The sequence below is a fragment of the Paraburkholderia polaris genome, from assembly GCF_012927345.1.
Taxonomy (GTDB): Bacteria; Pseudomonadota; Gammaproteobacteria; order Burkholderiales; family Burkholderiaceae; genus Paraburkholderia; species Paraburkholderia polaris.
Window position 1 is genome coordinate 75,162 of sequence record NZ_JABBGJ010000005.1, and the last position, 14,732, is coordinate 89,893.

The 14,732-nt window shown below is 60.1% G+C and carries 12 protein-coding genes; 5 read left to right on the forward strand and 7 right to left on the reverse strand.

Features of this window, described 5'->3' with window-relative positions; translation table 11 throughout:
• The first annotated feature begins 76 nt into the window (after positions 1-76).
• The 4 genes from HHL24_RS05630 to HHL24_RS05645 all read left to right on the forward strand — a co-directional run bounded on the left by HHL24_RS05630 (position 77) and on the right by HHL24_RS05645 (position 6,169).
• A complete protein-coding gene (locus HHL24_RS05630; RefSeq protein ID WP_169484523.1) occupies positions 77-541 on the forward strand; it encodes a (2Fe-2S)-binding protein in 465 nt (154 codons plus the stop codon).
• Positions 538-2,766, forward strand: coding sequence for a xanthine dehydrogenase family protein molybdopterin-binding subunit (locus HHL24_RS05635; protein WP_169484524.1), 2,229 nt, complete (start codon positions 538-540; stop codon positions 2,764-2,766). Before HHL24_RS05630 ends, HHL24_RS05635 begins: the two co-directional genes overlap by 4 nt.
• A gap of 545 nt (positions 2,767-3,311) precedes the next feature.
• On the forward strand, positions 3,312-4,931 hold the full coding sequence (locus HHL24_RS05640; RefSeq protein WP_169484525.1) for an FAD-dependent monooxygenase: 1,620 nt from the start codon (positions 3,312-3,314) through the stop codon (positions 4,929-4,931).
• 86 nt (positions 4,932-5,017) lie between these two features.
• The gene (locus tag HHL24_RS05645) at positions 5,018-6,169 is read left to right on the forward strand and encodes a porin (protein ID WP_169484526.1); all 1,152 of its coding nucleotides are present in this window, start codon (positions 5,018-5,020) and stop codon (positions 6,167-6,169) included.
• Positions 6,170-6,232: 63 nt separating this feature from the next.
• On the opposite strand, the gene HHL24_RS05650 is transcribed toward HHL24_RS05645, so the two are convergent.
• Both HHL24_RS05650 and HHL24_RS05655 read right to left on the reverse strand, forming a co-directional pair.
• A complete protein-coding gene (locus HHL24_RS05650; protein ID WP_169484527.1) occupies positions 6,233-7,072 on the reverse strand; it encodes an aldo/keto reductase in 840 nt (279 codons plus the stop codon).
• A gap of 245 nt (positions 7,073-7,317) precedes the next feature.
• On the reverse strand, positions 7,318-8,409 hold the full coding sequence (locus HHL24_RS05655) for a porin (protein WP_169484528.1): 1,092 nt from the start codon (positions 8,407-8,409) through the stop codon (positions 7,318-7,320).
• A gap of 282 nt (positions 8,410-8,691) precedes the next feature.
• Here HHL24_RS05655 and HHL24_RS05660 point away from each other — a divergent pair, with 282 nt between their 5' ends.
• On the forward strand, positions 8,692-9,468 hold the full coding sequence (locus tag HHL24_RS05660) for an IclR family transcriptional regulator (protein WP_268966685.1): 777 nt from the start codon (positions 8,692-8,694) through the stop codon (positions 9,466-9,468).
• A gap of 59 nt (positions 9,469-9,527) precedes the next feature.
• Here HHL24_RS05660 and HHL24_RS05665 read toward each other — a convergent pair whose 3' ends face one another.
• The 5 genes from HHL24_RS05665 to HHL24_RS05685 are packed head-to-tail and all read right to left on the reverse strand — an operon-like array spanning position 9,528 to position 14,708.
• A complete protein-coding gene (locus tag HHL24_RS05665) occupies positions 9,528-10,394 on the reverse strand; it encodes an alpha/beta fold hydrolase (protein WP_169484530.1) in 867 nt (288 codons plus the stop codon).
• Positions 10,395-10,444: 50 nt separating this feature from the next.
• Positions 10,445-11,554, reverse strand: a complete 1,110-nt coding sequence (locus HHL24_RS05670; protein WP_169484531.1) for a flavin reductase — start codon at positions 11,552-11,554, stop codon at positions 10,445-10,447.
• Complete coding sequence (locus tag HHL24_RS05675; protein ID WP_169484532.1) at positions 11,551-12,573, reverse strand: LLM class flavin-dependent oxidoreductase; 1,023 nt, start codon at positions 12,571-12,573, stop codon at positions 11,551-11,553. Before HHL24_RS05675 ends, HHL24_RS05670 begins: the two co-directional genes overlap by 4 nt.
• Before the next feature lie 49 nt (positions 12,574-12,622).
• Entirely contained in the window at positions 12,623-12,988 is a 366-nt protein-coding gene (locus tag HHL24_RS05680) for a VOC family protein (RefSeq protein WP_169484533.1), read from the reverse strand.
• A 58-nt stretch (positions 12,989-13,046) separates the two neighbouring features.
• Positions 13,047-14,708 (reverse strand): AMP-binding protein, encoded by a 1,662-nt coding sequence (locus HHL24_RS05685; RefSeq protein ID WP_206002729.1) that lies wholly within the window; start codon positions 14,706-14,708, stop codon positions 13,047-13,049.
• Positions 14,709-14,732 lie beyond the last annotated feature (24 nt).

A 14,732-nucleotide genomic window follows, 5' to 3' on the forward strand; every position in this document is an offset into this window, starting at 1 on the left:
CGCGCGCGATGGCGGTTTTAGCAGTGAACTGATCCAGAAAGAGTGGCATCAGAGATAGGCATTCAAGGAAGATGACATGGGCATTTCGATTACGGTGAATGGCAAGCGACATCTTCTGACCGTAGCTGCTGACACACCACTGCTCTACGTGCTGCGCAACGATCTTGAGTTAAATGGTCCAAAGTTCGGCTGCGGCGAGGCGCAGTGTGGCGCATGCACGGTTATGGTCGGCAAAGATGCGACGCCCTCATGTGTTTTTCCGATTGGCGCGGTAGGTGCGGCTCAGGTGACCACCATTGAAGGCCTGGGTCACGGCGAACACCTTCATGCGCTGCAGAAGGCCTTCCTCGCAGAGCAGGCCGCACAGTGCGGCTATTGCTCGAGCGGGATGTTGATGGCCGCGAAAGCGCTGCTAGAGCGAATTCCCGATCCTGACCCGGCGACCATACGGCGCGAGTTGGCCGGCCAGAAATGCCGGTGCGGCGCGCACAACCGAATCGTCCGTGCGATTCAGCGCGCAGCGCAGGAGTTGCGCGCATGAACACCATCAAACTTTCTCGACGTGCGTTCGGCAAGCTGGCTGGCGCGGTAGTCGCGACGTTCTCGCTGGCGCCATTCTCCGAGTTTGCGTGGGACGAGCCCGACCTCCCGGTTGATCTTCGTGCCAATCGCCGGCTTGACGGTTGGATTCGCGTCGACGAGGCGGGCACGGCCACGATCTTCACGGGAAAGGCTGAGCTGGGGCAGGGTATTCTCACCGCGCTCTTGCAGATCGCTGCGGACGAACTCGATGTGGATCTGGATCGCGTGCGCATGATTTCTGCGGATACGGCCCGCAGCCCGAACGAGACCTATACCTTCGGTAGCCAGTCGGTCGAGCAAGGCGGGGCGGCGTTACGCGCTGCCGCGGCCCAGGCGAGGGCGGTCCTGGTTGGCGTGGCGTGCTGGCGATTCAACGTACCGGCGGCGGATCTGCGCGTCGAGAACGGTGTCGTGCTGACTGCTGACGGCCGCCGCATGAGCTACGCGGAGATCGTGAGAGAGGAACGGGAACTTCTCGCACGCGAGGTGACGGTGGACGTCACGCCGAAGCGTCCGTCGGAATACAAGCTGGTCGGCAAGTCAGTGCCGCGCATCGATTTTCCGGCAAAGTTCACCGGCGGCGCGGCATTCGTCCAGGATATGCGTCTGCCGGGCATGCTTTTCGGCCGTATCGTGCGGCCTCCGAGGTATGGTGCGGAGCTGGTTTCGCTCGACGACGCATCGGTCAGGGCGCTCGCGGGTGTCATTGCCGTGGTTCGCAATGGCAACTTCCTCGGTGTCGTCGCCGAGCGCGAAGAGCAGGCGATAGCCGCGCGTCATGCGTTGCAGGAGGCGGCGCAGTGGAGCGCGGATTATGTCGCGTTGCCGGACGTCGACCATCTCGAGCCGGCTTTGCAACGCTGGCGAAGTGCAGATGCCGTGATTGGCGAAGCGGGACAGGACACGCCCGTGCCTGATAGCGCGACGCAACTGGAGGTGACGTACTCTCGCCCCTACCTTTCACACGCGTCAATTGGGCCTTCGTGTTCTGTTGCGCAGCTCAAGGACGGGCACATGACCGTCTGGTCCCACACGCAGGGTGCGTTTCCACTGCGCGGCAATCTCGCTACGGTGCTTGAAATGCCCATGAACGCGGTCGACGTGGTGCACGTGCCGGGTTCAGGCTGCTACGGCCACAATGGTGCTGACGATGTGGCGCTGGATGCGGCGCTGCTTGCACGCGAGGTGGCGGGACGGCCGGTGAAGGTTCAATGGATGCGCGATGACGAATTCGCATGGGCGCCGATCAGTCCGGCCATGGTGATGCGGGTGAAGGCGGCCCTCTCCAGGGAACGCCGCATTGTCGACTGGAACTATGACGTTTGGAGCAATTCGCACGCCATGCGGCCGGGCCAACCCGGTGGTGTGAATCTGCTGGCCGCCTGGCACCTCGCCAAGCCCTTTCAGCCGTCGGCACCCGTGCCGATTCCACAGCCATACGGCAATGGCGACCGCAATGCGGTGCCGCTCTACGATCTGGCGCGCAAGAGGGTGACGAACCATCTGCTGCTGGACGCACCCATTCGCGCGAGTTCGCTGCGCACGTTGGGCGCTTACGGAAATGTCTTTGCGATCGAGTCGTTCATGGACGAGCTTGCGCTCGCGGCAAATGCCGATCCGGTCGCGTTTCGCCTCGCGCACCTCAGTGATCCGCGTGCGCTTGCCGTGGTGCGGCAGGCGGCGGGCCAGTCCGGATGGCGGACCGGGTTGAAGGGCGACGGGCAGCGCGGACGCGGCTTCGCGTATGCACGCTACAAAAACATTGGGGCATACGCGGCGATCGTCCTCGACGTGCAGGTTGACCGCTCCACTGGCGTGATCAGTGTGACGAAAGTGACCGCTGCCATTGACGTGGGCCGCGTGATCAATCCTGACGGCGTGAAAAATCAGATCGAGGGTGGCATCGTCCAGGCGCTGAGTTGGGCACTCAAGGAGCGCGTCATGTTCAGTCACACCGAAATCACCACGCGCAGTTGGCAGGACTACCCGATCCTGAGCTTCGCCGAGGTGCCTCCGATCGACGTCGTATTGCTGGACCCTCCCGATGCGGCTCCCCTTGGCGCAGGCGAATGTTCGCTGGGCCCGACGGCAGCCGCGCTAGCGAACGCGGTGGCCCATGCAAGCGGCGCCCGTGTGCGCGATTTGCCCATGGTGCCGGCCAAGGTTCTCGCGCGTCTTGTTTGACGTTTGTTCGCCCAGATCAGGCGGCGAGGTGAACATTTTTGAGCCAGTTCATTTCAGTCTGTCGCAGCGGTGGGTCGAGGGTTTACATGAGTAGGTATATTTGAAAAATCAACTAGAATCAAATTTAAATATGATTGAAAAATCAAATAAACACGCTCCAGCCGAATTCGATTGGGCCGTCCCTTGCGGCCGCGGTCTGCACCAGGATCGCATTTGATCTGTGTTTTATCTGACTATGCGCCGGGACGGAATCGGATCGATCGAGCCTAGGGCTAGCTGACTATGATCAACTCGAATCTGATCTTTCGATAGATTTATTAGTATGGCTAATTAAAAAACAATCGAGATGGTGGTTTATACGCTGGGTCGATCTGCAATAAGTGGCGCTTGGGATGGAAGATTCCGATCCTGATCAGACGGCCATACGACGTGAACTGACCGGCTAGAAGGCGTTGACCTCTTGGAGAGATACCTGAAGGGCAAGTCAGGTTGTGACACGGCCCCGGAGCACGTCCGGTAGACAGGATAGAAAACGGAGATCGGTTTTGGAAACTCAAGTCATCATTGTCGGCGCGGGCCCGGTAGGACTGACACTTGCGATCGACCTTGGCAGGCGCGGCATAGCGTGTGTGCTTGTCGAGCAAAAGCCCAAGCCCCAGTTTCTGCCGAAGATGGAGCGTTGCAACGCGCGGACCATGGAGATGTTTCGGCGGCTAGGCCTCGCGGACCGTATCCGGGCCGCCGGCATGCCCGAGGACGTTCCCATGGATGTCCAGATCATCCGCTCCATGGCGGAGCCGCCGATCCTGCGCTTGCCTTATCCATCGGTGGCGGAGGCTCTCGCGCTGACGCGCGCGAGCCACGACGGCAGCCTGCCGCTCGAACCCTATCAACTCATTTCGCAATACACCCTGGAGCCGCTTCTTCTCGAGGTAGCCGAGCAATTGCCAGCGGTCACGGTGATGCGCAGTACGACGTTTCTGGAATTCGCCGAGCAGGACGGCGACGTTCTGGTAGCCGTCAATGACGCCGACGGTGCGAGAAGGATATTGAAGGCCGCCTACCTCGTGGGTTGCGATGGTGGCGCGAGTCCCGTGCGTAAGCAATTGGGTATCTGTCTGGAGGGCGAGGGCGACATTGCGCGGCTGAGGCAGGGCCTGTTCTACTGTGAGCAACTGGTCGAGCGGCTGCCGATGGGCAACGGACCGAGCCGGGGGCGGCACTATCTGGTAGCCGGCGGACCGCCGACCTTCATGATCATGCAGGATTCGACGCGTCACTGGACGGTCCATTCCGCCGTCGAGAGCGATGACGAGATGCGACGGATGTTCGAGCGGATCATCGGCGTGCCGCTACCCTACGAGATGCTCTATTGCGCGGAGTGGCGGCAGAACCTGCTGTTGGCCGAGCGCTATGGAGCGGGAAGGGTGTTTCTCGCGGGCGACGCGGTGCATCTGGTGATTCCTACTGGCGGTCTCGGCATGAACACCGGCGTTGGCGACGCCACCGATCTTGCCTGGAAGTTGGCCGCCACGCTGCAAGGGTGGGGCGGACCGGGATTGCTGGCCTCCTACGAAGCTGAACGGCGCCAGATTGGCGAGCGGGTCGTCGGTGCATCGCGCTACGCGTCGCTAGGATATCGCGCCTGGCTGGCGGAGGTGCGCCCAAGCATCGGAGACGATACGCCCGCAGGGGTGGCGGCTCGCGCTCACCTTGTCGAAGTGGCGAACGTGCAGCAGCGCAAGTCGAACGAAATGATCGGCGCAGAGCTGGGTTATCGCTATGTCGATTCACCCATTATCGACAATGTGCCAGGCGGCCCGCAGCACGATCTGCGTGCGTATTTCCCCACGACCTGGCCGGGCGCGCGGCTTCCCCACATGTGGCTCACCGACGGAAGCGCCATCCAGGACCGGCTGCGCTCGGACCGCTACACGCTGATCGACGTCGTGGGTGGGCGCGATGCCAGGCCGCTTCTCGCCGCGTTCGAAGCGCTTGGCGCGCCGCTCGATGTGCTCGTGGTCCCGGATTCCGCGCTTCGCGCCGTCTACGAGCGCGACCTTGTCCTCGTCCGGCCTGACATGCATGTCGCGTGGCGCGGCGATCGACTTCCGCAGGCCGCCGATGATCTCGCCGCGAGAGTGATCGGACATAGCACCATGTAGCACGCATCCGGTTCGATCAGCCGCCGCTGACCGAGCTTGGCTGTATCGCATGGATAGGAAATCTAAACAATATTGGAGGCGGACAAATGAGCTCACGGTTGAATCGGGAAAGAGGTGGCCATGCATGGCGCCAGGTGGCTGGGGGAGCGTTCTCGTTTCTTGCGGCATTTGCGCCGAGCGCGTCGCACGCGCAGAGTTCTGTCACCCTGTATGGGATCATCGATACCGGCGTTGAATATGTGACGAACATCGGTCCTCAGAAGTCCAGTTCAGTGCACATGCCGTCTCTCACGGCCTCGCTACCTTCATTGTGGGGTCTTCGTGGCAAAGAGGATATGGGTGGTGGTCTGAGTGCGGTCTTTGTATTGGAGTCGGGTTTTGCTCCAGCACAGGGCTCGCTGAATCAAGGGGGACGTCTGTTTGGCAGGCAGGCCTATGTCGGGCTTGCCGGGCGGTGGGGGACGTTGACCCTCGGTCGGCAATATTCGCAAATTTTCTGGGCGGCACTAACGGGCGACACGCTCGCGCCGAATATCTATGGCGCCGGCGATCTGGACCCCTACTTGACCCAGCCGCGCGTTGACAATTCGATCGCCTATTCCTTCACGTCGTCGGGACTGACCGTGGGCGTGACGTATTCGCTCGGACGTGACGCGGTGGATAGTGCGCCGGCCGGAGGGTGCGCCGGTCAATCGCCGACTGACTGGCGGGCCTGCAAGGCGATGTCAGCCATGGTGAAATATGATGCGGGGAAATGGGGCGTGGCGGCGGCCATCGACCGCAACTACGGTGGGGGTGGCACCGGTTCGCCCCTGCCACTTAGCTCGCAAACCGATACACGCGCCCTCATCGATGGCTACGTGAAGTTTGGCAACTCGACTATCGGCGCGGGATTCCAACATCGAATCAATCACGGAGAGCAGACACCGACCATTTTCGACGCGACCAGCAACTACTGGTGGATCGGTGGCTCCTATTTTCCCCGCCCGGATATTGCGCTTGACGCGCAGTTCGGCCGTATCACCGTGAGTGACCACACCGCCGGGGGCTCCGTGATCGCCGCGCGCGCGATGTATTTATTGTCCAAGCGCACCTCGGTGTACGTCACGGCAGGGCGTGTGTTCAACCAGCGCAAAGGAGCGTTCTCGATTGATGGCGGTGTGGTCCCGCCCGCTTCGACGCCACTGCCAGGTGTGGATCAAACCGGTGCGATGGTGGGTATTCGCCACTTGTTCTAAATGGCCGGCGGCTGCTCGATGTGCTGCATCGGCCGCTTGAACCCGCCACGGTCACCAGGGTGCTCAAGCGCCCGTGCTATCCCACAGCGGCGCAAGACCGGGCGGATTGACAATCCGGCTGCCTGTCGTCGCCAATGCGTGTATGGCGGCCATGTCCGCACTATCCAACTCAAAGTCGAATACCGCGATGTTTTCTGCCAGCCGATCGATCCGCGTGGTTCTCGAAAGTGCCACAATGCCCCGCTGTTGAACAAGCCACCGTAAGACGATCTGGGCGAGGGTCTTGTCGTGACGGGCCGCGATCTCCTTGAGCGTTGGGTCCGAGAACACGCGGCCAACCGCCATGCCGCAATATCCTGTCACGGCAAGCCCAGCCTGACGCGTGCTTTCGATGAGCAAGGACTGGTTCAAATACGGATGGTATTCGAACTGATTTGTGACCAGCGGAGTTGCCGAGAGCCGGATAGCTTCGGTCATCAGTGCACGGTTAAAATTGCTGACACCTATATGCCGGACCTTGCCGGCGCGCACGACCGCATTGAGCTCCCCGATCTGTTCGGCGAGCGGCACATCCGATCCCCCCGGCCAGTGCAGCAGGAGTAGGTCGATGTAGTCCGTCTTGAGCTTGCGCAGGCTCTCGTTGACGGACGCATCGAACCGTCTTGCGGAGTAGTTGCTGACCCAGACCTTGGTCGTCAGAAATATTTCGCTTCTCGGGATGCCGGATGCGGCGACGCTGTCGCCGACCTCGGCCTCGTTACCGTAGATTTGCGCGGTGTCGATATGACGGAAGCCGGCACGCAGGGCTGCGGGGACCGTTCGATAGATATCGTCGCCGCTCATCCCGTAGGTGCCAAAACCTATGGCCGGAATGGCCGCGTTACCTGCATGGACGGTTTGCATGAACTATTCCTTATTGACTAGCCGGGACACCCGTACAACGGGGCAGGCAGCCGAACGACGTAATGGACTCAATGGTGCGGCCGGCGAAAGAAATCGACCTCTCGACGGCCCCTCGACGTGTGATCTCGTGGAAGCGTAAGCGATGGCTCGTCCGGAAAGAAGCCTATATGTTTCGATTTTATCTATCGTCGTGGACGATACATATCAGGCAGTATTTCTTCAGATCAATTGCACACATTGCATGCCTAAAAGAAGTGCTGGATACCAATCGAGACACCAGTGGTAGACCGGCCGGATGCCACGCCGGCGCCCGTGAGCGAGGCAACGCTATTGGCGCCCGACGCGTGTTGATAGGTCACCTGCTGGTAGACGGTCGTTCTTTTCGAGAGGAGGTAAGAGTTCGAGAGGGTAATGGTCTTCCAGTTTCCGCCGTCGAGATTTTCCACCCATCCGCCAATCGCGAGGACATCATCGGGTTTGATCGTCCAGTTCGCACCGGCGTCAACGGTGTTGGCGTTACCCTGGCCAGTCGCCAATGTGAGGCGCGACTGCGTAAACGTGGCGTGCAGGAGCACATTTTTCAACTGGTACGATGCCCCGAGTCCCCAATTGACGAGCTTGTTGGCAACCACGCCTTCGGCCTGAGGAAGTGCGGTCCCAAACAGCGACGGAAGACCGATAAAGCTGGAAAGTTCCAGAAAACGATCGTTCTCGTTCGCGTACGTGGCTGCCAGACTCAGCGACCCTCCCTTGTACTGGACAAAGAAAGAGTAGTCCCTGCTTTCGCTGAAATTGCCGGGCACATTTCCAAATGCAAATTCCGCCCCGGCGGAGAACCCGCCAAGGGTCGGGCTCACATATTTCACCGCATTGTTGAACTGGAAGAAGTTGGCGATTTCATCCAGGTTGCCCACGTGAAGCGAGAGAATGTTGCCGAGCAGGAAAGGCGTTTGATAATTGGACAGAACGTCATACATGAAGCTGGGTTGGTGACCAAGCGTCAATGTTCCATAGGTGTCCGACTGCAGTCCAACGTACGCCTTCCTGTTGAATAGCGTCCCGGGAACAAGTTGCCGGCCGTTGTTCAGCAAGTACTCGTTCTGAAGATCGAAAATGGTGCGTAGCCCGCCACCGAGGTCCTCAACGCCCTTCAAGCCGAAAATGTCGGGTGAGTGCGTGTTTGCCTCCTGGAATAGAGCGTGTCCTCCGACGTTGCTAATGTACTGTACCGCAGTGTCTGCAATGCCATATAAGGTCACGCTGGATTGCGCGTTGGCGGCACTCGTCACAGAAAGCGCGACGACTGCGCCTGCCACCGTACGTCCAAAAATTGCCATGCCTTGTCTCCGAACCGGTTGTTTCTCTTCCGAAGAAGTTATTTGAATAAAAGGAAGGGTAGAAAATGTGTACTACTGATGAATGAGGTGCTAAGAATTCAGACGTTTGTTCTCGCCGCTCGCTTGCCCCGAATCGCCTCTGCTTGTTGGTGTTGCATTCAACAATAATGAATGAGATAATCTATGTTGAACACTATAGGGCCGCCCCTAGCCGTGTCAACACGACGACGGTCCGTGGAAACCCGGGGCGGCGATTTTTTGTGACTTCCATAAGGCCGAAGAATGACCAATGTGACTGCGAGGCGCGGCATTCAGTCTGTCGAGATTGCGTTCCGAATTCTTTCGGCGTTGCAGACCAGCGAGCGTGCACTCCCTCTCAAGGAGATTGCTGCGCTGTCCGAACTTTCGCCGAGTGCGACGAGCAACTACATGATCAGTCTGGTGCGGACTGGGCTTGCGTCGCCGGACGAAAAACCGGGGTGCTACAAGCTCGGACCGGCGTCGCTTGCTTTGGGCATGAGCGCGATCAACCAGCTGGACGGATTCGATATCGTTCGTCGGGAAGTGATCGCCTTGCGGGAAGCAACCCTGAGTGGCGCGGCCGTGACCGCATGGACCGAAGATGGACCGGTTAGTCTCTTTAAGCAGGAGGGGCAGACGCGCAGTATTCTCGAGCTGAGAACAGGCCTGATTCCGCTGGTTACAACCGCTGCGGGCAAGCTGTTCATTGCCTGCCTTCAGTCTGCGCGAACCGACGATCTCATCAGCCGCGAACTGTCCGCGGAACAGGAATGGAGTCCGGCTTCCTTGCGGGAAGAAGCGATCACTGAATTGCGCAATTGTGGCTTCACAACGATTCATCGCGGGGACATGGGTTATGTGTCTGTCGCGGCCCCGATCTGGGACAGGGACGGAGATCTCCGATTTGCCATCAGTCTCATCGGATCGTCGGCAACACTGAACACGGAAGTTGAAGGTAAAGCGATCAAGGCGCTACTCGATAGCGCGGCTCGAGCGACGGTTGCACTGGGCGGAAAGGCCCCCAGCAAAATTGGGTAGAAGCGAGGCGCGAGGGCAGCGGCTCGCGCCGCGGCCTCCTCATTGCGTCCATCCTTCCGTCAGTCAGTCCCGGCTGTGGCCGCTGCCAACACGATGGAATTGAATGCCTCCGGTGCTTCAAGCTTCGGCATGTGGCCGATTGCATCGAGTACGTGGAGTGTCGAATCGTGAGCAGCCTCGTGAATCGGTCTGGCATGGTCGTCAATTGGCGCCACGCGGTCCAGGTTGCCGATAATGACGGAGACGGGCGCCTGGATCGAAGAAACGACAGATGGCGTATACGTGGAGAAGAGCATATCCACGGCGTGTTCCCACCCTTTCGGGGTCACCGCGTCTCTCAGCCGTGAAACGACCGCGCGAACCAGGGGGCCGGCGTTCGGAGCGACCAGCGCGTTGACCACAGCGGCGCGCGCCTCGGGCGATTGTGCGGCTGCGCTTCGTATCAGGACTTCTCGTGCCGCGTTGCGCTCTGTACCGGATAGATGTCCTCTCGCAACATTGGGCGCGCTCAATACGAGGGCGTTCGTAGCCGACGGGTACCGCGCCGCGAACGTTGCAGCAATGACACTCCCCCATGAACTGCCTACCACGGTTGCACGCGATATGCCGAGCGCGGACAGCAGGGCCATGAGCACATCCGCGTAGTCTGCGGCGGCCGGCATGCGGATCGCAAAGGGGCTGCTTTGTCCATAGCCGGGGGCGTCCCATGCAATCACCCGATGGCTCGTGCTCAGTGCGGCGAACTGCGCGCGGTATCCCGCCGAGCTCGAACCAATGCCATGCAGTAGCACGATGGTTGGCGCGCGCACGTCGCCGGCAGCCCGATACGCGATGACCCGTTTATCGCCGAGCGTGGGGAGATTCAATGGCGCCTGTTCGACGGCGGGCAACGCAGATTCAAGTAGATGGCTATCTGTTTCAGTCATGATTGGAGTTGGCCGATTTATCAGTCGCTTTAACTTGGGAAAATGCCCACTCACGCTTCTCTCAATGCAGCGGAGATCTCATGCGCGGCGTCCTTGAGGGCTTCCGCACAAGGGCCGTCAGCCGCGGCGTCGAAATGCTCTGCGGGGCCGATTGCGGTCAGTGCCAGCACGGCCAGTCCGCTCGGGGAAAGAATGGGCACGCTGATGGCGTTGGCGAGCACCCGGTCGTCATAAAACGGGCCGGGGCGCCTCGTCGCGACATGCGAAGCCCTTACGGATTCAAGTTCGCTTGCGAGTGATTCCGCGGTGTGGGGCAGTTCGTCAGACGCCTGGCGCCCGTTATCGCGCAACTCCGCGTTCACGAATCGATCGACTGCTTCGGGCGGAAGGAACGCCGCCAGCGCCAACCCCGAAGCGGAGGACGTTACCGGAAGCACCAGCCCCAGCGGCAGATCGGCGGCCACCGGCGTGGTTGCGGCTTGCCACGCGATTACCGTGGGACCGTGATTGCCCCACGCTGCCAGCGCAAGTGTTTTGTCCAGCGTATGCGCGAGCCGCAACATGGCGCGGCCGGCCAGCCGGACCGCATGTGGCTGCGATTTCATCGCACCCTCCGTTCCGACCGGCACGCGGCCGAGGTCGTGCGGGTCGGCGACCAGATACTGCCCGCCACCGAATGCCAGCGACCGCCGCGCGCTCTGGCGAATGGAATCCACCGATCCGACGAAAATCACATGGTCTCCGCCTGGATAGCGGGAAACCACCTTGCATTCCAGCCATGCGCTGCAATCGCGCAGTAGCGGCAGCCCACCGACGCCGAGGTCATAGTCGATGCCGGAGAATTTTTCCGACGAGCGCGTCGCAAAGTGATTGGCGAGTTCGTATTGGTGCTCGGCCAGGATGTTGATCGTGAATCGCTCGGCATCCTTGAAAGCCGAATGGCTTCCCGCTGATGTCGCCTGACTCCATAAAACGAGAGGCGGGTCCAACGAGACCGAGGAGAACGAATTGACCGTGAGGCCGTGCATGCCTCCCTCGGCATCGCGCGTGGTGACCACGGTGACACCGGTTACAAACGACCCGAGCACGTCTCTTAGCTGACGTTTGTCGAACGTCCTGATTGAAGGACGTTCGTGGTCTAACAGAATGCTTCCATTCATGACAGAACCTTTTGCGCCTCGCTGAACGCCGGCATGATCGACTCGTGAAACAGCCCGATCGATGTCTTTGCTTCGGTAACGGACATGTCCCCGAACATGAAGGTTCCGATGAGGTAGTTGAAGCCACTGTCGTGCGCCTGCTCCAGCAGCTTTTCACGAACGGTTTCCGGCCGGCCCACTACCGCGAGGCCCGATTCGATGAGCGGCTCGATCGTCGGCGGAAGCTTTTGGTTGACCGGTTCGGTCCCGTGCTTCTTCCAGAGCCTGGAAAAGTTCGGATAGAAGACCGACCATGCTCGCGAGGCAATTTCCATGGCCTCCTGGTCCGTTTCCGCGACAACAATATAGCGATTCACGCCGATGAGCGGCTCAGCGGCGGACGGATGGCGTTTGGCGAATTCTTCGCGATATCGGTCGGTGATGGCTCGGACTCGCTGGACCGGGCCAGCGCACACGATGTTCATCTTCTCCTGGGCCGGCCATACCGTCGACTCCGGCGACGCCAGCGCGTACCAGGTCGGAGGGGGTGTCTGCAGCGGCTTGAGTTCGATCGGCATGTCGTTGAACTGCCAGAACGTCCCCTTATAGTCGAGGGTGTCCGAACTGAGATACCGCTTGATGATTTCATACGACTCGACGTATCGGGCTTGCGCCGTGGCCGGATCGATGCCGAGCGCCTCGATTTCGTGGGGCGAGGCGCCGCGGCCCACGCCATACTCCAGGCGGCCGCCGCTCAGATTGTCGAGCATGCAAATTTCTTCGGCAAGACGCACGGGGTGATGGATCGGGAGAATGTAGACGAGCGGAGACAGGCGCAGTTTTTTGGTGCGCTGCGCGGCAGCGGCAAGAAACACGCTTTGCGACGGGCAAGCGCTCAGCGTGGTCGCATGGTGTTCCGACATGTGATAGGCATGGAAACCGAGCCTGTCGTAGAGCTCGATAATCTGCATTCTGTCTTCGTACTGCTTATGAATAGGCAGACCATTGCGATCGTTTTGGTCAAATATACCGAATTTCATGGTTTTTCCAGTAAGGTGCGAATTGAGTGATCTTCCGACTTGGCGCGACTTAGTGCGCCGGAGATTTGCTGAATACCTGAAAGATGTTCTCTTCCGGATCCTTGTAGGTCGCAACGACGCCGTGCGTGCCCATGTCGCGCTGCGCGAGTAGTTGGCCGCCCGCGGACAGGATGTTCTGCCGCACCTCGGTCTGGGCCTCCCCGGCGACCTGGAAGACGGGGACGGCCCCGACGGCTCCTTGTGCCGCTTCCTCTGCCGAACTCAGTGCAAATGCGCTGCGCTGCAGGCGAAATTGAGTCCACTTGTTCTCGTCGCGAAACTGAACAGGCATCCCCAGCGCCGATGCATAGAAATCTTCCAGCTTGGCCATATCCTTCGCAACCAGATAGACGCTTTGTATGTCGACTTCTGCCATGGCGGAACTCCGTTGAATGGTGATAGCTGAGTGGATGTGATTGCCTGACTGAGAAGCGTCACGCTGTCTGTTGCTCTTTCAGGCCAAGCTCGTCGCTCATGATTTGCCGGATTACGTACTTCTGGATTTTTCCCGTCACGGTGGTGGGAAACGAATCGACAAAGCGGATGTATTTGGGAACCTTGTAGTGCGCTATGCGGCCCTTGCAGAAGTCGCGGACTGCGGCGTCGTCCAGAGACGCCTCCGGCCTGACGACGATCCACGCGCATAGCTCTTCGCCGAAATGCTGGTCTGGTATGCCGACCACCTGCACGTCGAGAACACCCGGGCACGTATACAGAAACTCTTCGATCTCGCGGGGGTAGAGGTTTTCTCCGCCGCGGATGACCATGTCCTTGATTCTCCCGACGATGTTGACGTAGCCGTCCGCATCCATCGTGGCGAGATCGCCCGAGTGCATCCAGCCTTCGGCATCGATGGCCTCGCGCGTGCGGTCTTGCTGGTTCCAGTAACCAGGCATGACCGAGTAGCCGCGAGTGCAGAGTTCGCCGGTCTGGCCGCGCTCCACGGTCAGGCCGGTGACCGGGTCGATAATCTTGACTTCGAGGTGAGGCAACACTTGACCGACCGTGGATACCCGCCTCTCGACCGGGGTATCCGTCACGCTTTGGCAGCTCACAGGACTCGTTTCCGTCATGCCGTAAGCGATCGTGATCTCAGGCAAATGCATTTCGCCGACAACCCGCTTCATGATCTCGATAGGGCACGGCGAGCCGGCCATGATGCCGGTGCGCAGGCTGCTCATATCGAACTCCGCAAAGCGCGGGTGATTGAGTGCAGCGATGAACATGGTCGGCACCCCGTATAGCGCCGTGCATTTTTCTGCCTCTACGGTCTCCAGAACGGCTTCGGCGTCGAAGCGCTCCGCAGGGTAGACGATCGTCGAACCATGGGTCAGGCAAGCCAGATTGCCCATGACCATGCCGAAACAGTGGTACATCGGGACCGGGACGCATACTCGATCCACGTGGGTGAGCTTCATGCACTCGCCCACGAAGAAACCGTTATTCAGGATGTTGCGATGACTCAGCGTAGCGGCCTTGGGAAGTCCTGTCGTCCCGCTGGTGAACTGGATATTGACGGCATCGTCCGGGCGCACGGTGCGGCGTACGCGTTCGAGCGCTGCGCTGTCTGCATCGCCAAAGCGGAGCAGGTCGGAGAAGCGTTGCGCGCCAGCTTCGTCCGGGCAGTCCGCCTCGTCTATCCACCAGATCGTCTCGAGGCTCGGGAGCCGGGCTTTGCCCAGCTCCCTCAACATGTTTAAGTACTCGCTCGAGCGGTATCGGACCATCGTCACGATGGCCTTGCACCCTACCAGGTTGAGAGCATGCTCCAGTTCCGAGGTCCGATAGGCCGGATTAATGTTGACGAGTATCAACCCGGCCTTTGCGGTGGCTATCTGCAGCAGCAGCCAGGCAATGTTCGTGTGGGACCAGATTCCGATCCGGTCGCCCGGTTCGAGCCCTGACTCGAGAAGCGCAGCCGCAAGCCGGTCCGACTTTTCGCGAAGTTCGGCGTAGCTTAGCCGGACCCCTTCATGCCGGCTGACTACCGCAACGTGTTCGCCCATCTTGCTGGCGATCTCGTCGAATGAATCGCCAATGGTTTTATCGATCAGCGCTGGGAAACGTGTTCCGCGCTCATAGGAAAGTGTGTTCATCGGTATCTTCCGCGCCATGGGCCT

What these genes read in the sequence shown, in the direction of transcription:
- HHL24_RS05685 (WP_206002729.1), bottom strand. Translation starts at nt 14,708, where the DNA reads ATGAACACACTTTCCTATGAGCGCGGAACACGTTTCCCAGCGCTGATC.
- HHL24_RS05670 (WP_169484531.1), bottom strand. Translation starts at nt 11,554, where the DNA reads ATGAATGGAAGCATTCTGTTAGACCACGAACGTCCTTCAATCAGGACG.
- HHL24_RS05635 (WP_169484524.1), top strand. Translation starts at nt 538, where the DNA reads ATGAACACCATCAAACTTTCTCGACGTGCGTTCGGCAAGCTGGCTGGC.
- HHL24_RS05630 (WP_169484523.1), top strand. Translation starts at nt 77, where the DNA reads ATGGGCATTTCGATTACGGTGAATGGCAAGCGACATCTTCTGACCGTA.
- HHL24_RS05675 (WP_169484532.1), bottom strand. Translation starts at nt 12,573, where the DNA reads ATGAAATTCGGTATATTTGACCAAAACGATCGCAATGGTCTGCCTATT.
- HHL24_RS05660 (WP_268966685.1), top strand. Translation starts at nt 8,692, where the DNA reads ATGACCAATGTGACTGCGAGGCGCGGCATTCAGTCTGTCGAGATTGCG.
- HHL24_RS05650 (WP_169484527.1), bottom strand. Translation starts at nt 7,072, where the DNA reads ATGCAAACCGTCCATGCAGGTAACGCGGCCATTCCGGCCATAGGTTTT.
- HHL24_RS05665 (WP_169484530.1), bottom strand. Translation starts at nt 10,394, where the DNA reads ATGACTGAAACAGATAGCCATCTACTTGAATCTGCGTTGCCCGCCGTC.
- HHL24_RS05645 (WP_169484526.1), top strand. Translation starts at nt 5,018, where the DNA reads ATGAGCTCACGGTTGAATCGGGAAAGAGGTGGCCATGCATGGCGCCAG.
- HHL24_RS05655 (WP_169484528.1), bottom strand. Translation starts at nt 8,409, where the DNA reads ATGGCAATTTTTGGACGTACGGTGGCAGGCGCAGTCGTCGCGCTTTCT.
- HHL24_RS05680 (WP_169484533.1), bottom strand. Translation starts at nt 12,988, where the DNA reads ATGGCAGAAGTCGACATACAAAGCGTCTATCTGGTTGCGAAGGATATG.